The organism is Kitasatospora sp. NPDC094016, from assembly GCF_040304045.1.
Lineage (GTDB): Bacteria > Actinomycetota > Actinomycetes > Streptomycetales > Streptomycetaceae > Kitasatospora.
Genome location: NZ_JBEOUK010000045.1, coordinates 17,086 through 42,162 on the forward strand (window position 1 = coordinate 17,086; position 25,077 = coordinate 42,162).

Below are 25,077 nucleotides of genomic sequence, written 5' to 3' on the forward strand. Positions count from 1 at the left end.
GAGCCGGGGTGTACGGCCTGGGGGTCAGTCCGTGACGGCGGCGCGCGCGGTGCGCCCGGGGGCGACGGTGACGGTGGCGTAGGTGTAGCTCACGCCGTCGACGGTCCTGGTGCGGGTGGGCCGGGCCTTGCCGTCGACGGTGATCCCGCCGTGCGGGCCGGCGAAGCGGGCCTCCCAGGTGAGCGGTGCGCGGCCGGTGTTGGTGACGGTGCTGCTGCGATGGCCGTCGTGCCGGACGGTGACCGAGCCCGCGCCGACCGGGATGTCGGCGACCTCCAGCCAGCCCATCGAGGTGGGCAGCCGGGAGGCGGTCACGAGGGTGTGCGCGGCAGCGTCGGGCTCGACGCCGAGCAGGCCCTGCACGGTCTGGCCGAGCAGCGTGAACGGGACCTCGGGGTAGTCGCCGTTGAGCAGCCGCCCGGTGGCGTGGAGCTGGTCGACGCCCTGGTAGATCTGCCGCATCCACTTCCAGGCGGTGTCGCCGTCCTGGTTGGCGAAGAAGGCGTCGGGCAGGTAGGTGTAGGCCTCCAGGTTGGTCGATCGCTGCGGGCCCGAGTCGGCGGCGTCGATGGCGGCGAGGAGGGCGTCCCGGCGCGGGCCGGGGTCGAGCAGCTGCTTGACCGGCATCAGCACGCTGGACTCGTAGCCCCAGCCGGTCACCGGCTTGCCGGTGGTGTCGTAGCCGTGCACGACCTCGCCGGGCTGCTGCCGGTCCACGCTCCAGGTGGTGTTGACGTAGTCGCGCAGCGCGGTGGCGGCCTGCCGGTAGCCGGTGGCGGTGGCGGTGTCGCCCTTGGCGGCGGCCAGGGTCGAGGCGGCGAGGTACGCCTGGTACTGGGCGCCGATCGCGTCGCCGGCCTCGGCGTAGGTGCTGGTGGCGTTCTCGGCGTAGCTCGCGGTGCCGGCGAAGATGCTGCGGCTGGTGGCCTGGGGGATGGGGAGGCCGCCGTTGTCGACCGGGCCGGGGTGCTGGGCGATGAAGGGGCCGAGGGTGTTGCGGACGTAGCCGCTCAGCGCGGGGTCGTCGGCGTAGTCGCGGTCCCCCGTCCACCGGTAGGCCTCGCCGGCCTTCTCGACCAGCTCGAACGGCGCGGGCAGCTCGCGCACGAAGCGGTCGGGGCTCCGGTAGTCGATGCCGCCGTACGTCCTGGCGTCGAAGTTGAGCGCCCAGACCGGGTAGAGCTTGTTGGTCTCGGTGGCGGAGGCGGCGAAGCCGCGCAGCATGGTCTTGTTCTCGGCGTCCAGGCCGAGCAGGTGGGCGCCGACCAGCTGGTGGGCGAAGTCGCGGCTGTAGAAGCCGGAGCGGAACGGGTAGCCGGCCCAGTAGGTGGTGTCGTAGGTGGTGGTGCCGGTGCCGCCGGGGTTGTTCTCGTCCTGGTTGAGCACGCCGGTGGTGCCGGCCTGCTGCACCCAGCTGTTGGCCTTGGTCTTGGCCCAGTCGAACAGGGCGACGACCTCGGGGTCCGAGGAGCTGATCCTCGGGTCGCTGGGGGCGGACGGGGCGACGGAGACGTCGTCCGCGTTGATCCAGCCGGTGGGGGAGGAGCCGATGCCGAGGGTGAGCCGGTCGCCGGCCGCGACGTGCACCCGGGGCAGGGTGTACTTCGCGTAGACGGGCTGCTCGGGCAGGGTCAGTGAACGGACCGCGGTGCCATTGACGCTGACGGACAAGGTGCCGCCGGCGCCGCCGGTGGCGATCCAGGCGGACAGGTCGTAGCTGCCGGCGGTGACGGCGGTGACCTGCTGGGCGATCCGGTGGCCGGAGCCGGCGTCGAGGTAGGCGAGGCGGGTGCCGCCGTGCGGGTTGTTGGTGGCGACGCCGGTGTGCTCGGTGAACGTCCAGCCGTCCGTGCCCTGTTCGAAGCCGGGGTCGGTGAGGGTGAGCGGTTCGCTGCGGGTGAGGGTCCAGCGGTGGGCGGGCCGGGCGTCGCAGCGCCGGCGGTCGGCTGCGCGGTCCTGCTCGCGGTCGGCGGCGCCGTCCTGCTCGCGCCCGGTAACGCTGTTCTGCTCGTGGTCGCCTGCCGTGGTGAGGCAGGCGCCGTGTGCGGCCAGGGTGTGACTCCCGCCCGGTGCCGGGGAGATGGCGAAGGTCTCGGCGGCCGGGTCGGTGCCGCAGTCGGCCGTGCCGGGGTGCCGCCCGGTGCCGTCGAGGGTCAGGCAGCGTCCGCTCGCGGCGTTGACCAGCCGGTAGCCGTCGGTAGTGCGGTGCAGCTGCCAGCGCTGGCTGAGCAGGCCCTGGCAGGCCGTGCCGACGACGGGAGTGCCGGCCGCCGGTCGCGCGTACTGCGGGCCGAGGCAGCCGCCGTCCAGGGCGGACCCGAGGACGTAGCCGCCGCCGTCGACCAGCGGGGCCGGGCCGTCGGCTCGGGCCGGTCCCGCGCCGACGGCTTGGACGGCGAGGACGGCCAGGACCGCCAAGCCCGAGGGCAGGGCGCGGACCGGTCGGCGGCGCGGGGCGCGGGTGGGGGGCATCGGGGCTCTCCTGTCGGACGGGTGGCGGTGCGTCAGGGGGTGGGGCGGCGTGCGCCGGCGGGGAGTTTGAACGTTCAAATCCTCGGAGCAGCGCCGCGTGACATGTGCAATGTCACATGCCTATCCGAGTCGCGTCAACGGTCGGCGCACGGCCGGCTGCCACCTGCCGGACTCGTCCGCACTCGTCCTCCGGGTTCGCGTGCCGGCAGCCGGGGCCCGCCCGGCGTCAGCGCAGGGCGGTGACCAGCATCAGCGCGGCCACGCCGAGCAGGGCGAACGCGAAGGCCCGTTGCAGGGTGCGTCCGCTGAGCCGGTCGGCGAGCCGCTTGCCGTCCCAGGCGCCGAGGATCGCGGCCCCGGTGAAGGGGGCGGTCACGGCCCAGTCGATGGCGCCGGTCGCGCCGAGGCGGGGCAGCAGCGCGGCCAGCGCGTTGGCGGTGATCACCAGCAGGCTGGTGCCCACCGCCTCGGCCATGGTGAAGGCGAGCACCGAGACCAGCGCGGGGACGGCGAGGAACCCGCCCCCGACGCCCAGCAACCCGGTGACCGCGCCGAGCCCGGCGCCGGTCGCCGTCGAGCGGCCCCACCCGGCGGCGGAACGTTCCTGCGGGACGGCCTTCGGCGGCACCAGCATCCGCCAGGCGGCCAGCCCGGCCAGCACCGCGAACGCGCCGGTCAGCAGCGCCCCGGGCAGGTGTGCCGAGAGCGCCCCGGCGGCCGTGGCGGCGGGCAACCCGGCGGCGGCGAACAGCGTGCCGGTGCGCCAGCGGACCCGGCCCGCCCGGGCGTGCGCGAGCAGGCCGGTCAGCGAGGTCGCGGCGACGATCACCAGGGCGGCGGTGGTGGCCAGGGCCGGACTGAAGCCGAGCAGGTAGACCAGCGCGGGGACGGCGAGCATGCTGCCGCCCCCGCCGAGGCCGCCGAGGGCGAGGCCGACCACGGCCCCGGCGGCCAGTGCCAGGATCAGCGCGGTCATATCGCGTCCCCGGCGGCCCTGGAGCCCCCGGAGTCTCCGGCGCTGCCGGTGTCGCCGCTGCTGCTGCCACTGCCGCCTGGCACGGTGACCGGTAGCCCGGCCCGCTCCCAGGCGGCCATGCCGCCGACGACGTTCAGCACCTCGACGCCGCGTTCGGCGAGCAGCTGCGCCGCCCGTGCGGAACGGTTGCCCGAGTGGCAGATCGCCAGGACGAGCCGTCCGCCCGCCTCGGGCGGCAGCGGTTCGCGGGCGGCCAGCGCGATCAGCGGCAGGTGGAGGGCGCCGGGGGCGTGGCCGGCCGTGAACTCGCCGCGCTCCCGGACGTCGAGCAGGACGGCTGCGCCGGCGCGGGCGAGCTGGTGGGCCTGGGCGGGGGTGGTCTGCCCGGGGTTGGGCGGCAGTGGGGGCATGCGGTTCTCCGATGGTGTGGTGTGGGCCGGGCCGCCGAGGGGGTGAAGGCGTGGGTGCCTCCTCGGTGTCGCCCGTCTCCGACGGCGACGACCGGTCCCGCGCACTGTCCACCATAGTACCCCGGGGGGTATTATTGACCTCGTTCGGCGATACCCCACCCCGTACCGACCGTGGGGCCGTATGCTGACACGTATACCGGTGGGGGTATCTAGATCGCGCCGAGGCGCCCGACGCCGCCCAGGAGGTTCCCCGTGTACTTCGCCCAGTTCTACCTCGACTGCCTCTCCCAGGCCTCGTACCTGATCGCCGACGAGCGCACCGGCCGCGCCGTCGTGGTCGACCCCCGCCGCGACGTCGACGAGTACGTCGCCGACGCCACGGCGCGCGGCCTGACCGTCGTCGGCGTCATCAACACCCACTTCCACGCCGACTTCCTGGCCGGCCACCTGGAGTTGGCCGACCGCACCGGCGCCTGGATCGGGTACGGGCGGCGGGCGGAGACCGAGTACCCGATCCGCCACCTCGCGGACGGCGAGCGGATCGAGCTGGGCGACGTCACCCTGGAGATCATGGAGACCCCCGGGCACACCCCCGAGTCGATCAGCATCCTGGTCTACGAGCAGCCCGACGACACCGTCCCGTACGGCGTGCTCACCGGCGACGCCCTGTTCATCGGTGACGTCGGCCGTCCCGACCTGCTCGCCTCCGCCGGCGTCACCGCCGACGAACTCGGCGCCATGCTCTACGACAGCGTCCACCGCAAGCTGATGGGCCTGCCCGACGAGACCCTGGTCTTCCCCGCCCACGGCGCCGGCTCGGCCTGCGGCAAGAACCTCTCCACCGAGAAGCGGTCCACCATCGGCGCGCAGCGCCTGACCAACTACGCCTGCCGGCCCATGGACCAGGACACCTTCGTCCGCATCGTCACCGCCGGCCAGGCCGCCGCCCCCGCCTACTTCGGCCACGACGCCGACCTCAACCGCCGTGAGCGCGAGCTCTTCGACCGCGAGAACGCCGCCCGTCCGCTGTGCCCCGAAGGCTTCAGGGAGGCCCGTACCGCAGGCGCCGTCGTCCTCGACGCCCGCAGCCCCGAGGACTTCGGCGCGGGACACCTGCGCGGCGCCGTCAACGTCCCCCTCGACGGCCGCTTCGCCGAACAGGCCGGTACCGTCCTCACCCCCGACAGCACCATCGCGATCATCGCCCCCCAGGACCGGGAGGACGAGGTCATCACCCGCCTCGCCCGCATCGGCTTCGACCACATCGCCGGCTACCTGCGCAACCCCGGCAACGCCCTGCCCGCCCTCGCCGACGACCTCACCCCCGCCAACCGCCTCACCGCCGACCAACTCCGCACCGCCCTCACCGGCGACCGGCCCCCCACCGTCCTGGACGTGCGCACCTGCGGCGAACGCGAAGCGGGCTCCGTCGAAGGCTCCCTGCACATCGCCCTCGCCGAACTCCTCGCCCGTCTGGACGAGATCCCCACCGACCGCCCCCTCGTCGTCCACTGCGCAAGCGGCCACCGCTCCTCCATCGCCGCCAGCCTGCTCCGCCGCCACGGTCACCCGCAGACCTACGACCTCATCGGTGGCTACTCCGCCTGGGAGACCTCCCCGGCGGAGTAGCCCCGTGACCGCCCGGTGCGCGGCCTCGCCGGCGCACTGGGCGGGGGTGTCAGCTCGCGCCGCAGCACGCCGCCCGCCGACACCGGTCGGGGCCGCCCGTGCCGATGTTCGGCGTGGTCCAGGGGGCGAAGTCGTACTGGGACAACTTGTCCTCGCAGGAAGCGAGATGCTGCTTCATCTCGGTCTTGTTCCGGTGTCGCAGCGCGCCGTAGTGGTGCCGGAACCAGTCGCGTCGGTCGGTGTTCCGGAGGTCGCGCCCGGTCTTCTCGATCCTGGTCTCGAAGCCGAGGATCATTCGTGAGGGCATCATGCGGGTGTCGAAGCCATCGTTGGGCCAGTCGCGATGGAGTTTCTGGTCCCGAAGCCACAGCTTGGTGCTACGTCCCCCCTTCCAGTCGTTGCAGGGCTTGCACGCGGGCAGGAGGTTCCACCAGACATCCGCGCCATGGGCGGCGACAGGTTCCTCGTGGTCCAGGGTCGTCGCCCGGCCGGTGGCGCAGTAGACGCATCTCCCGCCGTTGACGGTGAGGGTCGAGATCCAGACGTGGGTGGGCTGGGGGCGACGCTCGCCCCGCCGGATGGGCTGTTCGGCCGTCATCTCTCGGTCGTCCTTCGCGGTCGGTTCCTGTCGATGGGCCTGACGCTAGCGGGGACCACTGACAACGCTCCGTGTAAAGACCAAAGCTGTTCGGTCAGTTCGCCTGTTGAGTGACCATGACCGTTTCTGGCCGTCAACCTGGCGTGATGGTGATCGACGGGGCGTCCTCGAAGGAAGTGGACGCGTTCAGAGTTTTGGGCTAGACCGATTCCGAGTAGCCGAGGCGCGAGGGGGAGCCCGTGAAGATCGTCACTCCCGGTGGGTCGGGGGGCTCGGGACGCTCAACCTTGCCGGGCGCAGCGTCGACTACCGCTCCGCCGAGGAAAATCGGCAGGAGATGCTGGACTCTCGGATGCGCTCCACCCGGGTCGTCGGCGAGGCCATCGCGGCCGCCCGGAGGTCGGCCGCCCACTGGTTCCAGATCAGCGCCGCCACCGTCTACGCCCACCGCCGCGATGCCCCGAACGATGAACTTTCATAGGATCGGCAGGACATTGTGCGGAACTTGGCGGATCGGCAGAGTGCGGCCCGAGGTGTCGTGGCTGCGACGGCGATCCGTTTGATTCCTTCACAGGCGGCCAGGTCGATCAGCACATTGAGGTCGATCGCCGACGGGCTCCTCGTTCGCCGGGGCCGACATGGTCTGATGGGAAGGGACGTCGGCAGGCTCTGTGCGCTTGAGCACGCGGCCTTCCCAAGTGTTGGCCTGGAAAGTCGAGTTAGGGTCGGTGAGTGGGTCGCCGGCGTCCGATGATGGCGCTGTTCGAGTGTGGGACTCAAACGGGTCACCTCCGAGCGAACCCAGGTCGAACGAGGACTTTTCGAGCACGGCGGCAGCGCTGGCCAGTGCGTTTTCCAGTCGGTCACGGAGGTCGGTCGGCATGGCGCCGGAGCCGAGCGCACAGGCAGCGAGAGCCTGTTCGAGTGCGGCCGTCCGGCCGGGTTCGAGGCGATCGTGCACACCCTGGTGGGTGAGGAGGTCGCGCAGAGCGTAGCCGTCGCCGGCCTCACTCGTTCGGTTGGCCAGGTGGCCAAGGAGGTCTCGGCCGGTGACCGAGGCCAGGCCGCAGATGTTCAGGATGGTGAGGGCGAGGCGGGTGGTGAACACGGCCAGGCCCTCGGTCGGTTGCAGGGAGAGGTAGTGATCGGCCGCAGTGCCGGCCGCCTTCAGGTCGCCTGGGCGGCACAGAGCGGTGAGCACCGCGGTGACGGCGTCTTCCCAAGGGGCGCCGGGCTCGGTGGCAGCCAGTAGAGCGAGGGCGGCGGGCAGGTCGCCGGTAGTCGCTGCGGCGAGGACGGCGGTTTGGCGGCCGTCGAGGATGCGTTGGCCGATGCCGTGGTGCGCCTCGATGTGGCGCAGGGCGTCAGTCCAGCGGCCAGCGGAGGTGAGGGCGCGGGTGCCGTCGGCGATGACGACTCGCCACAGCCACGCGATGAGTTCGGTGCGCTGTTCGGAGGGTTCGGTGAGGTGGGCGGGGATGGTGATGCCGTCGAGCGTCGTCTCGGTGGCGGTGGTGACGGCGCGGTAGAGGTCGAGGAGGAGTTGGTGGCCGCGTTGGTGGTGGCCGGCGCGGATGTGGAGGCGGGCGAGGTTGACGATCGGCTCCAGGCCGCGGATGGCGCTCGTCGCGGAGAGTGGGCCGCGGGTGAGGTAGAGGGCGGCGTGGCGGTGGCAGAGCTCGCGGGCGTAGGTGGGCAGGGCGAGGTCGGAGGCGAGGAGGGCGGCTTGGTTGAAGACGGTGGAGGCGAGGCCCGGGTCGTTCTGCCGGGAGGTCGTGTCGGCCAGCTCGGAGAGCCGGCCGACACGGTCGTTCAGGGGCAGGCACGCGGGCCGGTGGCGGGCGACCAGTGGGAAGCGCTGGGCGATCGGTCCGGTCGGGTGCACGCGGGCTACTCCCAGGTGACGGTGATGGGGTGGTGGGGGCGGTCCAGAACGAAGCGGCCGGCGGTCGGGTCCGCGGTGGTGGGGGCGTTGGGGAGTTCGATGCGCAGGGTCCGGTCGCGGAAGCCGGTGTTCCAGGTGCGGATCTGCTCGGCGACGAGGTCGGCGAGGGCGGCGCCGGCTGGGCCGTGGCCGATGACGCCGGTCTCGTAGGTCTTGCGGCCGTCGGTGTCGAGCTCGCCGGGGCGCAGGGTGAGGTAGGCGAGAGAGCCGGCGTCCACGGTGGCCATGGCACCCCAGCCGAACATGGGGGTGATGCTGCGTTCACGGGCAGTGCCGGTCACGCCCATGCGCATCAGGGAGTTGGGCAGGGTGAGGGCCAGCCACAGGTCCTGGTACTCGTAGGTGGTGCCGGCCGGGATGGTGACGCCGGTCCAGACGCAGTGGCGTTCGGTGTCGAGGACACCGAGCAGCAGGTCGGCGTCGACGGCGTCGTGCTGGTCCTTGTGGACCTGGAGGGTGACGTCGCCTTCGTGGGTGAGGGTGACGGTGCGGCGGGCGTCGTCCATGCTGCCGCGCAGCGGCATGAAGACGGCGAGCTGGTCGTCGACCGACACCCAGCCGTTCTCGCCGCGCTCGAAGGCGATGGTGCGTGAGGCGGTGCCGCGCAGGCGCAGGGGCAGGACGATCCGCCCGGTGGGCTTGACCTGCCGGAGCCAGGCGGCGGGCATCTCGCTGGTGCTCACCGTGGCGATCACACGGTCGAACGGGGCGGCGTCGGGGTGGCCGAGCGCGCCGTCGCCGAGGACCACGTCGACGTTGGTGAGCCCGGCGTCCGTGAGGTGCTTGCGGGCGCCGTCGACGAGGTCGTCGTTCACATCGACGGTGACCACGTGCCCGTCGGGGCCGACGATGCTGGCCAGGTAGGCGGCGTTGACTCCGGTCCCGGCCCCGGCCTCGAAGACGCGCTGGCCGGGCTGGGCGCCGAGCTGCTCCAGCATCAGGGCGACGATGGCGGGTTGGGAGGCGGCGCTGGTCTGGGTGCCGGACCCATCAGTCTTGGTGTAGGTGGGGTTGTCCGCGTAGGCGGCCTCCAGGGGGAAGCCGGGCAGGAAGTGCTCGCGGGCGACGGTGCGGAAGGCGGCCTCGACCGCGTCGGAGCGGATGGCGTCCTGGTCGATCAGTCGGTCGGTGAGGCTGTCGCGCAGCTGGTCGACGAGGATGGAAGCGTTGTTGCTGAGAGTAGTCACGTGGGCGACCCTAGTGGTTGTGCGGATGGTGGGCTGCGAGGGCTTGAGGCCCTCGCCGGAATGGAAGACGGCGTCCAACGCGCGTGCGGCGGCTGCGGATTGGTGCTCGACCGGTAATCCAGCTCGGTTGGCGTGGAAGATCATCAGGTGGGCGAGGACGGCGCGCAGTCCGCGGGTGAGAAGGCCGTCCCGTGCGAGACGGACGAGGTCCTGTCCGGTCTGCTCGAAGGCGTCTACCCAGCCGGCGTGCCCGGCGAGCGGTTCACCGGGGCGGGAGAGTCGGCGGGTGTCCACGGTCATGAGGCGGCGCATCGCGGCGGTCAGGGCGGCGGCGCGTTCGGGTGCGAGGGCGGGCGGCGCGGGGCGTTCGGCAGCGAACTTGGCCCAGACGTCGCCCTGTTCGTACCAGTCGAGGCCGGCGGAGCGGAGCATGGCGGAGACGAGGACGACGAAGGCCTCGGTGCTGCGGAGTGCAGGCGGGTCGGGCTTGGCGGCACGGGCCATCAGGTGCCGGCTGTCGGTGTGGAAGAGCCGGTGGGTGATCTCCATGGCCTCGGGGCCGCCGAACGCCTCGGTCTCCGGCTCGTAGACCGCGGTGGCCCAGCCCTTGACGAGTCCGACGTCGACGAGGGTGTCGAGGAGCGCGGTGACGACGGGGGCGGAGGCGGCGGCGCGGTAGCGCAGCCGTAGCCCCTTCTTGCGCATGTACCACCAGTCCTCCAGCGCGCCGGAGTTCTGGGCGTGGGCGAGGACGGGGGTCAGGTGGTGGGCGGTGATCTGTTCGACGGTGGCGGGGTTGGTGAAGGCGAGGTCGTGCTGGATCCAGCCGGTGGTCATCGAAGGAGTCCTTGGTCAGGAGGTCAGGAGGCAGGCGTCCCAGCTGGTTGTGGGGGTGGTGCCGGCGGCGGGGGCGAGTAGGGCGAGGGCGGTGCCGGCCGCGCCCTCCAGGAAGGCGGGCCCCGCTGTGGTGAGGAGGAAGCGGGCTTGCACGTCGGGGTCGGTGCGGGGCGGGTGGGCGGTGTCGAGGAGCAGGGAGGTGGCGGAGTGCAGGCGGTCCGCGTTGCGGGGGAGGGCGTCGGTGGCGGCGCGGTGGGCGATGTGGGCGAGACCGGCGTAGCCGTGGCAGACCGACAGGTCGGTGATCGCGGCGAGAGCCTTCGGGTCCGCCAGCGCAGTGGTGAGGGCTTGTTCGGCGTCGTTGCGCAGGTGGTGGTCGCCGAGGGCGAGGGCGGCGAGCTGCTGGGCGCGCGCGATTCCGGCGGTGCCGTAGCACCAGCTCGGCCGCTGGGGCGGCAGCGGCCGCCTGTGCCCGGCGTCGTCCAGGTGGGCGGGGGTGATCCAGTACGGCCAGGCGTGGTTTTCGCGCCAGCGCTCCAGCCAGGCCAGGGTGGTGCGGATCGCTTCGCGCTGGCCGCCAACCTCGATGCCGAGGCGCAGGGCCAGGGCGAGCAGTGCCAGGGGGCCTGCGATGCCGTGTGCCACGCCGGTGTTGGCGTGCCCGCCCGGGAACCGCTCATCCGGCCTGCCGGAGGGCCCGACCAGCGTCCACCAGCCCGGCAGCGTTCGGCTGTCGTGCTTGACGTCGTCGGTGAGGCGGACCAAGCAGTCCAGGACCCGACGGATGGCCTCGCCGCCGGGCGACCGACCCAGAAGTACGGAGCCGATGCCGGCCAGGCCCCGGATGGCATCGAACTCCGCGAGCAGCGGCAGGTCGCCGTGGTCGAACCGGGCGAGGGCAGCGTCGCAGCGCCGCATCGCGTCGTCCGCCACGACCTGGTCGAGGTGGACGAGGGCACGCTGGTAGGAGCCTGGCCGGGCCTGCGCGGTGCAGTCGAGGGCGTGCGCGAGCGCCGGCGCACCGTAGTACAGGTAGCTCTCGGCGCCGCTCGTCACCGGGGTCGCGGCGGCGACGGACAGCCAGGCGCGGACCGGTTCCCACGGGCCTCGGCCGGTGGCGGCGCGTTCGATGTGGAGCAGAGCGATGCCGGGGGCGCCATGCGCGAGGGACTGGCGCCACTGCGGACGGGACGACCAGGCGGGCGGCACGGCCTCGGGGTTGGTGAGCAGCTCGGCGATCCGGTCGGACAGACGGAGAGCGGGGTGTGGGGTGGTCATCGGTCACCGTCCCGGGAGAGGCGGGCGAGGGCGGCGGCGCGCGCCAGGTAGAGGACCTGGGTTTCGTCGTCGAAGTCGATGCGGTGCGCCCGGACGAAGGAGCAGTGGAGGAGGGACCCGAGGACGTCGTCCGCCTGCACGCCTTCGGTGTGCGGGCTGAGGAAGAAGCGGCGGTAGGCGTCGAGTGCCTGATGGCGTACGGGCCAGGCGTCCAGGATTGCGGCACCGGTGGGCTCGGCACGAAGGGCTGCCCAGTCGTGAGCCGGATCGGCCAGGCGTACGGCCTCGCGGAACACGGGCCGCGGCACGGCAGCCGGGGCCTGGGCGGGGACGTTGTCAACGAGCCAGCGCAGCCCGGCAGTGGCCGAGCCGGCGAACCCTGCCGTGATGGCGACGGCGTGGGCTGCCAGCAGCGCCTGCCGGTCGGGCAGCGTGGGTTGGGAGAGCTGAGCGAGAATGGTGGCGGAGTCCGCGCGGAAGACTTTCTCTGCTGCCGCCCAAGCGGGTCCTTCGCCCCACCGGCCGGTCTCCGGGTATGAGGTGGGGTACACGACCTCCGCGAGCAGTCCGGCTTGGTTGAGGTCGGAGGTCCAGGTGCTGATCACGGTGACGGCGGGCCCGAAAGCGGCTGGCTCGGGCAGGGCGATGCGCAACCGCAGGTGGTGGCGCGGGTCGCGGAAGCGGACGAACCACCACCTCGGGTTGCCGAGCCGCTCCAGGAGGTCGGGAAGGTGGCGGGCGAGGACGATGTCCTGGCGTTCCAGGTCGCCGTAGAGGGAGGCGAGCAGTACGCGGGAGGTGCCCGGCGCTTCGCCGTGGCCCCGTCGCAGGATTCGGCTCGGGGTGGGCTTGGGCAGGCGCGGCCACGCCGGCGCCCGGGTGACGGTGACGGGAACGACGATCTCGTGGGCTCGACCGCCTGCCCAGCCGAGGCCGGCAGGCCCGGGCTCCTCGACCAGGACAGCGTGCGGGGCGGAGCGGAGGTGGTCGCGGAGCAGGGCGAGGTGGCCGGGGTGGTCGAGGTCGAGCGGCAGGCCCTGGCTGTCGGCGGCCAGCATCAAGTGCCGCGGGGCTCGGCGCCGCTCCGCCCACGACGTGAGGGTCTCATCCCACCGTCGCTGCGAGGCGTCGTCGGAGGGAAGTTCGGCGGCGGTGAGGCGCCAGCTGGCGGGGGAGAGGATGACCCGTCGGTGCCGCAGCCGAGGCCGGAAGGGCAGTGCGTGGAGCGAACCCCAGTCGAATCGGGTGACCTGTGCGCTCTGGGCGCGGGACAGCTCGGTGATCAGCCGGGCGAGCGGCGGGGTGTGGTGGCGGAGGTTGAGGGCATGGGTGGCGGCGGCCTCGATCCGTACACCGAGCGCCGGTGCCGCCAGGTACATGCGCCGCCCGTCGCAGCCCACCGCCAGGTCCTGCGGGCCGAGGACGCCTTCGGAGACGGGGCGGTGTTCGGCGAGGCTGATCACCAGCTGGCCGGTGGCGACGCTGCGGGCGACGTGCCGGCTGGACGCGTCCAGCGGGGGGAAGGAAAGCTGGGTGGTGACGGTGTGCTCGTCCATCGTCGGGAGGTCCGCCAGCAGGGTGGTGAAGGCAGTCCGGTTCCCGGGTTCGAGGAGATGGAGGAAACGGCCGACCGAGACGCCGGCGGCCCGGGACACCGAGACCACCTCCAACCGGAACTCGCCCCGGCCGAGCGTCGCCCGACTGCGGGCGTGGACGCGCGTGATGACCTCCAGGTGCGGAGGAAAACGGGGTTCGTCCGGGCCCAGCTGGAGGGAGGCCAACAGCGCTTCGTCAAGGACGACCTCACGCGCGCCATCGAGAGCTGCTCGCTGGGCGAGCGCGGCGAGCAACTCGTCGCGCTCGTCGAAGCGCGGCTTCTCGACGGGCCGGGCACCGGGGTAGCCGTCGGGCCAGCCGATTCCGCTGTCGGCCACCATGTCGAGCAGCGGGACCAGGGTGCCGCGGCCGTAGCGCTCGTAGAAACGCTGGTGGTAGGCCCGCCATGCTGCCGTGCCGTTGGGCGCGGCACTGAGCCGGGCCAGCAGGTGGGCGGCTCGGGCGGCCTCGTCAGCCACCGAACGGGGGAGGACCAGGTCGGCGTCCAGTCGAAGGTCGACGGCGGCCACCGGCGGACGACTGCCGGCGGTCCGGAGGTCCGTCAGGATCTCGGCTGCCTCGGGGACGTGGTCGGCGCTGATCTTCGACAAGACCGTGAGGAGGTGCCCGAGCGGGTCGGGGTCGGTCGCCGGAGCGTGCAGGTTCGTGATGAGCACTCGCTGGGCGATGAGCTCGGACAGGATGCCGGTGACCTGTTCGGCCGATGCGGCGGGGAACTCGGTGTGGACGGCTTCGGCCAAGTCCCGGAAGGGGAGCGGAAGACGGGCAGCGGAGAGGGCGAAGGCTACGGGACGGGTGCGTCGTAGGGTCGTCTCGGCCGTGGCCGTGCTGCCGCCGGCCCGGGGGACCGATCGATGGGGGACGACGAGGCGATCGCCCCGCACCTGGACGGTGTTGTTTGCCGTCACGTCCAGGAGTGCCAGCATGGCGGGGCGGCACTCCAACAGTCCGACAGCCTGTGCGAGCAGGGACTCCGAGGCACTGGTGGCAGTGCGGTGCCGGTCGCCCCAGCGCACCGTGCAGGACGGTCCGAACGATGCCGCCTGCACACCCGCGAAGCGTCCGAACGGGGTGGCGCGGCCGGCCGCGCGCAGGAGGTAGCGGGCGGTGGAGAGCGCGGCACGCCGCACTTCGCGCGGGGCGGGTTGCGAGTGGCCGAGCAACTGGGCAACGCGATCGGAGAGGGCCGGGCTGGCCAGTTCAAGGGCGCGGGCGAGGTGGTCGTCGGCCCACAGGGCCCGCAGCCACTGTGCCTGCTGGAGGGCCTCGGCAGGTCCGGCGGCCGAGAGGTCGGGCCAGGCCGGCACTCGCAGGTCGGGGCGGGCGACGGCGCGTACGAGCGCCACGTCGGCGGCGCGGTAGGCGGCCTTGGGGTTGGGTGGGCGCATCGCTGCGGACCTCGGGATTCGGAGATGGGGCGGGGGCGGGTGGTTCCCCGGGAACAGGTCCCGGGGAACCGCCCGGGGAGGTCAGTGCACGCCGGTGGTGCAGGCGCCGCAGGTGGAGCCGCAGCCGTCGTCGGTGAGGACCTGCAGACTGGCCGCGTCGGTGGTCTCGACGGTGCGCACGTCGAGGTCGAACTCGTCGCCGACGACGACGGCCGTGGTGGCCTTGGTCTCGGCCGGGATCATCTGAGCCATCGTGGCTCCTCCTTGAGGGTTTCCCTTACGGGTTCCTGGAGCCGCGGCGCGGGTGCGCCCCGCATCACCAGGAGTCGGTGGGTCGGCAGCGCCGCGATTCGACGGCCGACTGCCCGGCGGGGGCGGGCGGTTCGACGGACTCTGCGGCGTGGGCGCCCCCGTGCGGGGTGGAGAGGTTGGTGGGGGACCACGGTTGGCGGAAGCCGGGGCCGAGACCGAGCGTGGGGTGCGGCTCGCCCAGCGCGCGCAGTATCAGCCGCCCGCCCGAGAACGCGGTGCGGCCGTGCAGCAGACGGTGGTTGTCCAGCACGACGCCCTGCCCGGGGGCCAGCCGGAGTCGGTGAGTGTTCCGTTCGATGGCCTGGCGCAGGGCGGGCAGGTGGGCCTGGGCGTCGGGGGAGAACCGGGCCAGGCCGTCCTGACGCAGTCGCAACCGCCACCACCCGGCGGGCAGTTGCTGGAACACCGAGGCGAAGTGGCCACTCGACCCGCCGAAGTACGCGGCTCGCTCCGCGGAGAATGCCTCGATGGCGGCGGGGTGGTGCGCGGCCAGCTCGGCGAGGACGGCCCGGCCGTCCACCAGCAGGCTCTCACCTCCCGCGTCGCCGGCCCGCGCACACGCCAGCAGAAGCAGACGGGGCGGATCCGGGTGTTGCGCGCACTCGGTGTGCAGAGCCAGCGCGCCGCGCCCCAGGCCCGCGAAGCCCGGCCGCCCGCTGTGGCGGCCGGTGTCGCGGATGACGGTCAACCCGTCCGGGTCGGCATCCCGGTGTTGCCACAGCGAGGACATCAACCGGCCGGTCGCGACGAGCACATCGTCCCGACCGCCCAACCTGGCGAGCCTCAGCAGGCCGTCCTCACGCAACACCTCACCGGCCTGCTCGCGCGCCGCTCCGTCAAGTCCGCCCGTGACGAAGTCGTCTCCGCTGGTGCCACTGGTGTTGAACGACGGCATGGTGAAGCTCCCTCGTGGGACCGAGTGGGTGGGAGGCGACACACTCTCCACGCCCCACCCGCCCGATGGAAAGTGACAGATTGTCAAAGCGCGATCACCGCACCGTGGGGCATCGTGGAGGCCCGCGACTGCTACCTTCGACAGGCCCGTGCCCGTCTGCGTGCCTCGGAAGAAGCGATGAACGAGACTGAACAGCCCTACGTGCCAAAGGCCTTCCCGATCTCCATCAAGGGTGTCGTGCTCGACCCGCAGCGGCGGGTGCTGCTGCTGAAGAACGAACGCCAGGAGTGGGAGCTGCCCGGGGGAAAGCTGGAGGGCGACGAGACCCCCGAGGAGCGGGTCGTCACCGAGATCCACGAGGAGAGCGGCTGGACGGCCACCGCCGGTCCCCTGCTGGACGTGTGGATGTACGAGCCGATCCCCGGCCGCCAGGTCTTCATCGTCACCTACGGCTGCACCGCCACCGACGCGCACCAGGCCCCGGTCGTGAGCCACGAACACAAGGAAGCCGGCCTCTTCCACCGCGACGAGGTACCCGGACTGGCCATGCCGCAGGGCTACAAGGACTCCATCGCCCGCTGGTACGAACTGCACCACCAGGCCTGACCGGTGACCCGGATCGACCCCCACGGCGGCATCCGCTGGCACTGGACCACCCCCAGAGCCCAGGACATCCTGTGCCGCCGAGCCCTGCCCGAGATCCTCCAGCTCTACCGCGAACTCCACGGGCTGCCGCAACAAGAGCTCGCCGACGTCCTCGGCTACTCCACCAGCTACGTCTCCCGTATCGAGACCGGCTCGCGTACCATCACCGACCTGGGCGCCCTGCGTCACATCGCCGAACGCCTCGGCCTCCCGCCGCACTGCCTCGGTATCACCGACGACGCGGACGGAGACCACCAACTTGTGATCCAGCTCGCCGAATCCGTGCTGCGCCTGGCCGAGATCGCCCGCCAGGCCGGCCAGGCCACCACCGCTGTCGCGGAACTGTGGCCGTTGGTCGCCCGCCTGGAGGCCCGCACCGCCGACGGTCACACCGACCTCGACACCTTGTGCCTGCTCGCCCGGGCCCGAGTCGGCCTCGGCGTCGCCCTCGGCCATGTCCTGCCGGAGGAGCGCCTGGCCACCGCCGCCCGCTGGACCGGCAAGGGCCTGAACGTCGCCCGGCGCCTGGGCGACCCCGGCCTGCACGCCAACGCTCTGCGTCACCACGGCAACGAGTTGCGCAAAGCGGGGTTGCACCTGCGGGCGCTGGACCGGCTCGGGCAGGCCCGTGACACCGCCCGCACCGCCACCGAACGCGCCGAGGCGGTCGTCCTGCTCGCCCGCGCCGCCGGGGCCGCAGGCAACGCCGTCGTCTTCGACACCGCGATCGAGGAGGGTCACCGTCTCCTGGACGAGGCGGCGCCCACCGCCCTGTTCTCCGAGTTCACCCTCCACGAGGTCCGCCTCCGCGGTCTCATGAGCACGGGCCGCGTCGCAGAGGCTGTCCGGCAGCTCGACCGCGCGCCCGTCGTCGGACTCGCGGCGACCTCCCAGTGGCGGATCATCGCGGCGATCACCGCGGGCGAGGTGCTGCTGAGGAAGGGGGATTCCACCGGAGCGGCGCAGCAGCTCGGCGCGGCGGTCGACGGGGCGACCATCCACCACCTGCCGCACCAGCTCCAGCGCGTCCTGCGGGCCGGCCGCAGCCTGCCCGAGGTCCGGGAGCGCGCGGGCGACGCCTTGGCACTGCTGCGGGCCGAGATAGCGGCCTGACCTCTGGCCCGGCAGCGAGGCGGCGATGAACATGGCGGATTCACATCCCCTGAGCTACGGCTGAACCGTCTGGGACGGTGTGGTGGGCGCTGTTGAGTGTGTGGAGCGGCGTCCTACGTTGCTCACTGGCCGGAGGCGGTTCAGATCGGGATGTCCTTGGCGTCCGGAGCCGTCCAGAGCGGCGCACCGACCTGGCCGGCCTGGACGGCGTGGCGGACCGGGGTGCCGTCGATGTGGTTGGAGACGGTTGGCATGAGGTCGTCGTCAGAGCGAGGCAACGGCGCCGGTCCGGGAACGCGGAAGGACGGGAACGGACGGCACGCCGAGGGCGACGGCGGCGTTGACTAGCGCCAGGTGGCTCAGTCCCTGCGGCGTGTTGCCGAGCTGGCGGCCGGTGGCGGGGTCGTACTTCATCGACCATGCGAGGAAGTCGGGAAATAGGCGCCTTGATGACGAGTTTGCGGACGGTTACAACGAAGCAGCCAATATAAGTGTTGAAATCCTGGCGAAGACGATCGGCGACTTGCAGAAGCGAGCCGCATCAGGCGATTTCCTGTCGGAGCATGAGCAGTTTCTGTCGGGGAAGCTGTACGAGCTAAAGGCCGACATGGAAAAGGCGCTGTACGATTTTTGGGAGCAGGGCGGCCCGTCCAGCGTTCGCGCCGATGAACGCCCGTAGCTGCTTGGCGGGATAGAGGCAGGACTGGTCCCGAGCCGGCACGATCGGGTCGCGCGAACCAGGCTCAGTTCGAAGGATCAAGGCCTGGAAGTCGAGCATTCCGCGCGGACCTGGGCTCCTCGCGGCCTGACCCCAATCAGCTACTTCGCCAGCAGAGTCGCCGGTCCGACGTCCCGTGCTCCCGCACGAACGGGCGGGGCAGGGCGGGGCGTCCGGCAGAACGGATCCACCGGCCGCGGAACCGGTACGACGCACCGGCAGCCGCTCCCGCCGATGGGCGGGCCGGGACCGGGGAGCAGGGTGCCGGGCCGGGGCGGGAACGGGAGCCTGGTCCTCGTTCCGGTGGGTGACGCCCGGTGGCGAGAGCGCTTCGTAGTGTCGGGGGCGTGACCTGGTGGTTCGTCCGCCGGGCGGCTCGCCCGTGGGGCGGGCCGCCGTCACCTTCGACTCTCATTCCCGTACTGCCCCCGTGCCGCCTTCGTGGCGCCGTGTCCAAGGAGCCTGCCCATGGCCGATCGTCATTTCCGCCACCGCCTCGACATCTCGGCTTCCACCGGTGCCGGTCCCGCCGGGCTGGGCGGTGCGGAGCACGGGACGGCCCGGTGGGGCCGGCAGGAGGCGGCGATGGCCGACATCGGCCGCGCGGGCCTGTCCCGGCGGCGGGTGCTGACGGCGGGTGCGCTGGCCGGGGCAACGCTCCTGGGCACCGGCCTGACGGGAGGCAAGGCCTCGGCCGCGTCCGCCCCGGCGATCTTCTACTCGCCGCACCAGGACGACGAGGTGCTGGGCCTGGCCGGGTCGATCCTGGAGCACAAGGCTGCCGGACGGCCCGTGTACCTGGTGCTGGTGACGCTGGGCGAGAACGACGGGCTGGCGAGGATCATGAACGAGAAGGACGAGGAGGGCGAGAAGATGGAGTGCGAGCTGCGCAAGAAGAACCATTGCGCGGCTCACGGCCCCCATGGGCTGGACTGGCCGACCGACGGTGTCGGCATGATCGTGCCCTCCCGGACCGCGGAGTTCATGGCCTCGGCCGCCGTCCTCGGCGTCGACAAGGTGATCAACCTGAAGATCTCCGACTCCGCGTGGAACGGGGACGACGCCTTCGAGAAGTTCACCAAGACGGTCAAGTCGAAGATCGCGTCCATCGCGGATCAGTACCCGGGTGCCTCGCACAAGTTCACCGCGGGCTGGCTGGAGGTCAGCGCGACCCACAAGGCGATCTCCGACGCGGCCGTGCAGCTGGCGAGGGCGGGCAAGCTCACCGATGTGCGCTTCAACTTCGTCTACGCCTACGACTACCCGCTCGCCTCCCGCGGCAACGGCGCCGCCTACGTGCTGAACATCCCCGCGGCCCACATGCAGACCAAGCTCAACGCCATCGCCTGCTACAACACCTGGAAGCCGTCCAAGAACCTCTACGCGCTCGGCTACCACAGCGCCTCGGAGAAGCTGGAGGGCGCGGCGGCCGACCCGCACGAGTACGTCTTCGCCGTCCCCAACGACGACTACGAGTACGGGGACATCGGCTTCAAGAAGGGGGGCAAGTACAGCGGCAAGCCGCAGTGGGGGTGGTCCTGACGGACCGCCGGGCGCGTGTCGGCGCCGCACCGCCGACCGCCCCGGGCGGTTCGTTTCCCAACCGCCGGTCGGGTCGTCGAGCGCTGCACCACGCCTCGACGGAAAGCCCGTTCATGCCCGTTCACCCCCGGCGCGCGGCCGCCGCCGTCGCCACCACGGCCGCCGGGCCACCTGCGACCTGCTCGGCGGCTACGCGGTCTGGGGGTCCGCCTCGGCCGGCTGAACGGTGGGGGAGGGGCGGGCCGTCAGCCGGTGGCGCGCTGGGCCCGGTGGGCGGCGACCCGCACCCGGGTGGCGCAGCGCGGGGTGCAGAAGCGCTGCGGGGTGCGGCGGCCGGTGTCGATGAAGAAGCGGTCGCAGTCGGGGGCGGCGCACTCGCCCCAGGCGCAGGTGCCGCGCTCGCTGAGCCACAGGCCGAGGGCCAGGGCGGAGGTGGAGAGCAGCCAGTGGGTGAGTCCGGCGGTCGGGGGTGCCTGGGTGTGCATCGACCAGGGGCGGCCGGGGAGGCGGACGAGGCGGGGGCGGGCCGGGTAGTGGTCGAGCAGGGTGTTGATCGCTTCGGCCGCCTCGTCCTCGTCGTGGAGGGCGAGGATGCCGATCAGCGGGGCGGTGGCCTCGCGCAGCTCGCGGGCGTCGGCGTCGGTGAGGCGGAAGGGCGGGCCTCCGTGGCGTTCCAGGAGGGCTTGCAGGTCGGCGGCGCCCGCCTCGGGGTCGGCGCGGACGGTGTTCGCGAGCTCGGTGACGAAGTGGAGGCCGCGGGGGTTGCCGCCGTCGTGGTCCTGGGTCATGGGGTGCGCCCCTTCCGATCGTTTGCGCACCCCATGGTAACGTCGAAATCCAAGATTAGGCGTTACGAAGGAGTGGCATGCGATTCCCGGCAACGACGTCCGTCCTGATCGTCGGCGCAGGCCCGGTCGGCCTGACCATGTCGCTCCTGCTCTCCGGGTACGGCGTGCCGCACCTGCTCGTCGAGGCGCACCAGGGCACCTCCCGCCACCCCAAGGCCCGTGGCGTGTCCGCGCGATCGATGGAGATCTTCCGCAGGCTCGGCTTGGAGGCCGACGTCCGGCAGGCCGGGCTCCCGGCCTCGCACGTCTTCTTCTACCGCGGCCGCGACCTCGTCGACCCGGACTTCGTACGCACCGGCGTGGCCGCCGCCCCGGACGGCGGCGCCGAGCGCACCCCGTCGCCGGGGCTCATCTGCTCGCAGGACGCCCTGGAGGCCGTGCTGCTGCGCCGAGCCCGTGAACTCGCCCCGGACGGCGTGCGGTTCGCCACCCGGCTGCTCTCCTTCACCGAGTTCACCGAGTTCACCGAGTTCACCGAGTTCACCGAGTTCACCGAGGTGACCGAGTTCACCGAGCCCGCCGCCGCCGGCGCATCCGCAGGCGGCGGCGAGGGCGTGCACGCGGTGCTGGAGGACCGGGCCACCGGCGACCGGCACACCGTGCGCGCCGACTGGCTGATCGGCTGCGACGGCGCCGCGAGCACCGTCCGCACCGGCGCCGGAATCGCCATGGCAGGGCCGACCGGCCTCGGCCACTTCCTCAGCATCCGCTTCGAGGCGCCGCTCGGCGAGGTCGTCGCCGACCGGGCCAGCGCCTCCTACTTCCTCACCGAGCCCGGCCGCGGCGGCTTCCTGGCCGTGGACAACGACCGGCACTGGATCTACCAGCACCCCTACGACCCCGGGCGCGGCGACCTCGCCGACCTCCTCGGCGGCCACCGGCAACTGGCCCGGCTGGTGCGCGACGCCGCCGGACTGCCCGACCTCGACGTCACCGTCCGGGACACCCAGACCTGGCGGCTGGACGCCCGACTCGCCGACACCTACCGCCGGTCACGGGTCCTGCTCGCGGGCGACGCGGCCCATGTGACGCCCCCCACCGGCGGGCACGGCATGAACACCGGCATCGGCGACGCCGACAACCTGGCCTGGAAGCTCGCCGCGGTCGTGGCCGGGTCGGCCGGCGAAGCGCTGCTGGACACCTACCAGGCCGAGCGCCGCCCCGTCGCCCGCCAGGTCATCGACCTGTCCCTCGCCAACTCCCGTGCCCGCACCGGCTACCGGATCGACGACGAACTGCTGCTCACCGCGGCCTACCGCTCCACCGCCGTCCACGCCGACCCCGACGCCCCCGCCCGCCCGCCGCTGGACCCGGACGGCGAGCACCCCGACGGCGGGCCCGGTGGCCGCCTCCCGCACCTGCGCCCGGCCGGACTCCCCGGGGCGGCGTCGACGCTCGACCTCGTCGGCCCCGGCTTCGCCCTGCTCACAGCCGCCGGCGATCCCGCCTGGCAACACCAGGCCGACACCGCCGCGGCGGCAGGCCTGCCCGTCGTGCTGCGGCCACTGCCCGCCGCCGACTGGCCCGGTCTCTCCGGCCTCCCCGCCACCGGCGCGCTCCTCACCCGCCCCGACGGCCACATCGCCTGGCAGGCGCCCCACCCGCCCGCCGACGGCGCCGAGTTGCGGGAAGTCCTGCGGCGGATCCTGTCGGCGTAGGCGGCCGACCCGACGCCACCGGCCGACCCGACGCCACCGGCCGGCCCGGCGCCACTGGCCGGGCCCGCCACCGAACGCCGGCGGAGCACGACCGCGTCACGGTCGACGGCGACCCGCGCGGGTACGTCCGCCGGCCGTGACGGCTCCGGCGCGACGTCAGGCCGCAGCCGCCGCCCCCGGCTCCAGCAACCGGTCCAGCACCCGGCCGAAGACCAGGCGCCCGGCGCGGGCCACGAGCGGGTCGAACAGCGCGGGCAGGCGCGCGACCCGGAGCTCCTCCGTCCAGGTCACCTCGGATCCGCCGGTCTCCCCGGCCTGCCCGGTGTCCGGGCCGGGGGCCCGCACGCGCAGTTCGGCCCAGCCGAGTACCAGCCGGCCCCGCTTCTCCAGCCGGCACAGCCCGTCGCGCCCGGCCGAGGGGGCGGTCAGGCCGACGATCTCCATCGGGTCGTCGAACCGGAAAGGCCCGATGACCGTCCGGGCCAGGATGGCGTCCCCCGCCCGCCCGCCACCGCCCCGCACCACGGTGACCCGGGTGAACGGCACCCGGTCCCCGTGCCGGGGCCAGGCGGTCAGCTGCTCCCAGCAGACGGCCGGGGACAGGGGCGAACGGCGGGTCAGGACGAAGCGGGCCATGCCTCACGGTACGGCTGCGGGCAGGGTGTCACGGTACGACCGCCAGCGGCGCGTCACGGCGGGGGCGTGCCGCCGAGGAGGGGGGCCAGGGCGAACAGGTCGGACGGGGCGGCGTCGTCGGGGAGCAGGACGACCAGCGGGGGGCGGGCCTGCGGGCCGAGCCGGGCGACCTCGTAGGCGGTGACGCCGCTGCCGGGCGCGGCGACCAGGGCGACCGGGGCCGGGGACTCCAGCAGCGGGGCCAGGACCGGGCGGTAGGCGGCCGGTGACGGCGGGCCGGCGGCCGGGCGGAGCACGCCGAGGGCCTGCGGCCCTGGCCAGCCGCGCGCGGTGCCGGGGTAGCGGGTGTGCGGGGCGTCGGGCGGGGGCAGCAGCAGCACCCAGCCCGCGCCGGGGCGGGCGGCCCGGCGCAGCACCTCCAGCCGGACGGCCGGGCCGTCCGTCGGGCCGTCCGGGCCCGGCGGGTGGTCGGCGGGCCCGCCGGGCCGGGGCGCCGGGTGTCCGGCGAGGGTGGAGCGCAGCACCTCCGAGGTGCTGAGCCCGCTCGGCAGGTCGGGGAAGGTGCGCAGCAGGTGGGCGCTCTGGCTGAGGAGTTCGACGGCGTCCCGGTCGGCCAGCAGGGCGCGGTCGTGGGTGGTGGTGAGGACGAGTCCGCCGGTGGCGTCGTAGTGGGCGGCGAGGGTGATCGGGTACGAGGTGAAGGTGCCGGCCGGCACGGGGTTCTCCACGTGGATGCCGTGCGCGGCCAGGTCGGTCTCCAGCCGCAGGTGGTGCGGGGCGGTCGGCTGGTGTTCCAGGACGACCAGGCTGTGCGGCTGCTGCCCGCGCGGGGTGGCGCTCCAGCGGTGGGCCTGTCCGGGCGAGACCCACTCGTAGGCGGCGAGGTCGAGCACGCCGTCGCGCAGGGCCGCGAGCAGTTGCGGCACCGTCGTGCTCGGGTGCACCCGGACGGAGATCGGCAGCGGGTTGCGCAGCGCGCCGGGCAGCCGGTCGATGCCGTCCAGCGGGATGCCCCGCCCGGAGACCGTCACCGCGAAGCCGACCCGCACCGCCCGGGCCGGACGGCTCTGCTCGTGGGGCTGCGCCGCGCGGTAGAGCAGCAGCGCCCAGGCGGCCTGGAGGGCGCTGCTCTCGCCCGCCCCCCAGCCGGCCGCCCAGCCGCGCAGCCGGACCGCCTCGTACGGGGTGAGCCGGCGCCGGGCGCGTCCGCTGCCGTGCCGGGTCGGGTCGGGGGCGAGCGGGAGGACGGCGCCGGCGGCGGTCCGGGTGGCCCAGAACTGCCGGGCGGCGTCGCTCCCTTGGGCGTCGAGCCAGCGGGCGTGGTCGCGGACGTCGGGGCGGCGCTCGCCGCCGGGCAGGACTCCGCCGGTCAGGTAGGCGCGGTAGAAGGCCTGGAGGAGCAGCCGCACGCTCCAGCCGTCGAGCATCGCGTGGTGGTAGGTGAGCAGGACCCGGGTGACCGGCCCTTCGTCCGCGTCCTGCGGGCCGGAGTCGAGCAGGGTGGCGCGCAGCAGGGCGGGTCGGCGCAGGTCGAAGCCGCGGTGCCGGTCGGCTTCCAGCAGGTCGTCCCAGCCGACCGCGCCGTGCGGGTGCCGGGTGACGTCGGGGACGGCCCGTTCGTGCAGCACCATCCAGGGGTCGCCGGTGGTGTCGTCCCAGTCGAAGGCGGCGCGCAGCACCGTCTCGTGGTCGAACACGGACTGCCAGGCGGCGGTGAACCGGGCGGTGTCCAGCGGCCCGTGCCAGTTCCAGGACAGCTGTTCGACGTGCCGCCCGCCGTGGTCGGCGCGCCCGATGACCTGGCGCAGCATCTCCCGTTGCAGCGCGCTGGTCGGCACCGTGACGGGCTCCGGCGGGTGCGCCAGGGCCTCCCGCAGCCGCTCCACGAGTGCGGCGGCGCGCGCGGACGGTCCGGCGGCGATGCCGACGAACAGGCGCCGGAGGCCGTGCCGGCGGTCCTCAACCAGGACGGCGCGCAGCCGCACTCCGGCGGCGAGGGCGCGTCCGAGGTCGGCCAGGACCCGGTCGAGCCCGTCGGGGCCGTCCACCGTGCGCTCCCAGAGCGCGTCCGCCCGGTCCTGGGGCGTGGGACCGGCCCCGTCGACGGCGCGCAGGGCGGCGCGCAGCACGTCGGCCTCGTACGTCTGCTGCAGCTCGATCAGCAGGAACTCCGGGGGCCGGCCGGCCCCGCGCGGCTGCGGCGGCCGCCACCGGCGGGTGGCGGTGCGGGCCAGCGCGGCGTTGACCGCGCCGGTGTCGAGCCGTCTCGGCGGGCGGGCGGCGGGCAGGCAGGGCTCGGGCGACGGGGCGCCGGCCACCAGCAGGGTGACGGGTGCGCTGGAGAAGTGACGGTTCGTCATCGCTGATCAGCGG

At 73.3% G+C, this 25,077-nt stretch carries 19 protein-coding genes and 1 pseudogene; 7 read left to right on the plus strand and 13 right to left on the minus strand.

Annotation, left to right across the window (positions count from 1 at the left end):
* Positions 1-24 precede the first annotated feature (24 nt).
* From ABT015_RS30645 to ABT015_RS30655, 3 genes are all read right to left on the minus strand, one after another.
* A complete protein-coding gene (locus tag ABT015_RS30645; protein ID WP_350884851.1) occupies positions 25-2,472 on the minus strand; it encodes an RICIN domain-containing protein in 2,448 nt (815 codons plus the stop codon).
* A gap of 226 nt (positions 2,473-2,698) precedes the next feature.
* On the minus strand, positions 2,699-3,448 hold the full coding sequence (locus ABT015_RS30650; protein ID WP_350884854.1) for a sulfite exporter TauE/SafE family protein: 750 nt from the start codon (positions 3,446-3,448) through the stop codon (positions 2,699-2,701).
* Positions 3,445-3,858 carry a rhodanese-like domain-containing protein gene (locus ABT015_RS30655; protein ID WP_350884857.1) on the minus strand — a complete coding sequence of 138 codons (414 nt, stop codon included), beginning with the start codon at positions 3,856-3,858 and terminating at the stop codon, positions 3,445-3,447. Before ABT015_RS30655 ends, ABT015_RS30650 begins: the two co-directional genes overlap by 4 nt.
* A 252-nt stretch (positions 3,859-4,110) precedes the next feature.
* On the opposite strand from ABT015_RS30655, the gene ABT015_RS30660 reads away from it, so the two are divergent.
* Complete coding sequence (locus tag ABT015_RS30660; RefSeq protein WP_350884860.1) at positions 4,111-5,487, plus strand: rhodanese-like domain-containing protein; 1,377 nt, start codon at positions 4,111-4,113, stop codon at positions 5,485-5,487.
* A 49-nt stretch (positions 5,488-5,536) separates the two neighbouring features.
* Here ABT015_RS30660 and ABT015_RS30665 read toward each other — a convergent pair whose 3' ends face one another.
* A complete protein-coding gene (locus ABT015_RS30665) occupies positions 5,537-6,085 on the minus strand; it encodes an HNH endonuclease (protein WP_350884863.1) in 549 nt (182 codons plus the stop codon).
* 280 nt (positions 6,086-6,365) lie between these two features.
* Here ABT015_RS30665 and ABT015_RS30670 point away from each other — a divergent pair.
* A pseudogene (locus ABT015_RS30670) lies at positions 6,366-6,557 on the plus strand (epimerase); the annotation flags it as partial.
* Between the two features lie 96 nt (positions 6,558-6,653).
* On the opposite strand, the gene ABT015_RS30675 reads toward ABT015_RS30670, so the two are convergent.
* From ABT015_RS30675 to ABT015_RS30700, 6 genes are all read right to left on the minus strand, one after another.
* Positions 6,654-7,970, minus strand: a complete 1,317-nt coding sequence (locus tag ABT015_RS30675) for a hypothetical protein (protein ID WP_350884866.1) — start codon at positions 7,968-7,970, stop codon at positions 6,654-6,656.
* Positions 7,971-7,975: 5 nt separating this feature from the next.
* Complete coding sequence (gene fxlM / locus ABT015_RS30680) at positions 7,976-10,054, minus strand: methyltransferase, FxLD system (protein ID WP_350884868.1); 2,079 nt, start codon at positions 10,052-10,054, stop codon at positions 7,976-7,978.
* 15 nt (positions 10,055-10,069) lie between these two features.
* Positions 10,070-11,332: a lanthionine synthetase C family protein gene (locus ABT015_RS30685; protein WP_350884871.1), complete on the minus strand. Its 1,263-nt coding sequence runs from the start codon at positions 11,330-11,332 to the stop codon at positions 10,070-10,072.
* On the minus strand, positions 11,329-14,337 hold the full coding sequence (locus ABT015_RS30690; RefSeq protein WP_350884874.1) for a lantibiotic dehydratase: 3,009 nt from the start codon (positions 14,335-14,337) through the stop codon (positions 11,329-11,331). Before ABT015_RS30690 ends, ABT015_RS30685 begins: the two co-directional genes overlap by 4 nt.
* Positions 14,338-14,418: 81 nt before the next feature.
* Positions 14,419-14,589 carry an FxLD family lanthipeptide gene (locus tag ABT015_RS30695; RefSeq protein ID WP_402456022.1) on the minus strand — a complete coding sequence of 57 codons (171 nt, stop codon included), beginning with the start codon at positions 14,587-14,589 and terminating at the stop codon, positions 14,419-14,421.
* 64 nt (positions 14,590-14,653) lie between these two features.
* Complete coding sequence (locus ABT015_RS30700; RefSeq protein ID WP_350884877.1) at positions 14,654-15,544, minus strand: TauD/TfdA family dioxygenase; 891 nt, start codon at positions 15,542-15,544, stop codon at positions 14,654-14,656.
* Between the two features lie 177 nt (positions 15,545-15,721).
* Between ABT015_RS30700 and ABT015_RS30705 the strand changes: the two genes are divergently transcribed.
* The 4 genes from ABT015_RS30705 (at position 15,722) to ABT015_RS30720 (ending at position 19,562) form a co-directional block, all read left to right on the plus strand.
* Positions 15,722-16,150, plus strand: a complete 429-nt coding sequence (locus ABT015_RS30705) for an NUDIX hydrolase (RefSeq protein WP_350884880.1) — start codon at positions 15,722-15,724, stop codon at positions 16,148-16,150.
* A gap of 3 nt (positions 16,151-16,153) precedes the next feature.
* Positions 16,154-17,302 (plus strand): helix-turn-helix domain-containing protein, encoded by a 1,149-nt coding sequence (locus ABT015_RS30710; RefSeq protein ID WP_350884883.1) that lies wholly within the window; start codon positions 16,154-16,156, stop codon positions 17,300-17,302.
* Between the two features lie 373 nt (positions 17,303-17,675).
* On the plus strand, positions 17,676-17,981 hold the full coding sequence (locus ABT015_RS30715; protein WP_350884886.1) for a hypothetical protein: 306 nt from the start codon (positions 17,676-17,678) through the stop codon (positions 17,979-17,981).
* A 507-nt stretch (positions 17,982-18,488) separates the two neighbouring features.
* On the plus strand, positions 18,489-19,562 hold the full coding sequence (locus ABT015_RS30720) for a PIG-L deacetylase family protein (protein WP_350884889.1): 1,074 nt from the start codon (positions 18,489-18,491) through the stop codon (positions 19,560-19,562).
* A gap of 245 nt (positions 19,563-19,807) precedes the next feature.
* On the opposite strand, the gene ABT015_RS30725 is transcribed toward ABT015_RS30720, so the two are convergent.
* Positions 19,808-20,350 carry a CGNR zinc finger domain-containing protein gene (locus tag ABT015_RS30725; protein ID WP_350884892.1) on the minus strand — a complete coding sequence of 181 codons (543 nt, stop codon included), beginning with the start codon at positions 20,348-20,350 and terminating at the stop codon, positions 19,808-19,810.
* Positions 20,351-20,427: 77 nt separating this feature from the next.
* Between ABT015_RS30725 and ABT015_RS30730 the strand changes: the two genes are divergently transcribed.
* Positions 20,428-22,068: an FAD-dependent monooxygenase gene (locus tag ABT015_RS30730; protein ID WP_350884895.1), complete on the plus strand. Its 1,641-nt coding sequence runs from the start codon at positions 20,428-20,430 to the stop codon at positions 22,066-22,068.
* A 156-nt stretch (positions 22,069-22,224) separates the two neighbouring features.
* Here ABT015_RS30730 and ABT015_RS30735 read toward each other — a convergent pair whose 3' ends face one another.
* Together ABT015_RS30735 and ABT015_RS30740 are read right to left on the minus strand one after the other, a co-directional pair.
* On the minus strand, positions 22,225-22,704 hold the full coding sequence (locus ABT015_RS30735) for an SRPBCC family protein (protein WP_350884898.1): 480 nt from the start codon (positions 22,702-22,704) through the stop codon (positions 22,225-22,227).
* Positions 22,705-22,757: 53 nt separating this feature from the next.
* Entirely contained in the window at positions 22,758-25,064 is a 2,307-nt protein-coding gene (locus ABT015_RS30740; RefSeq protein WP_350884901.1) for a condensation domain-containing protein, read from the minus strand.
* Between the last annotated feature and the right edge of the window lie 13 nt (positions 25,065-25,077).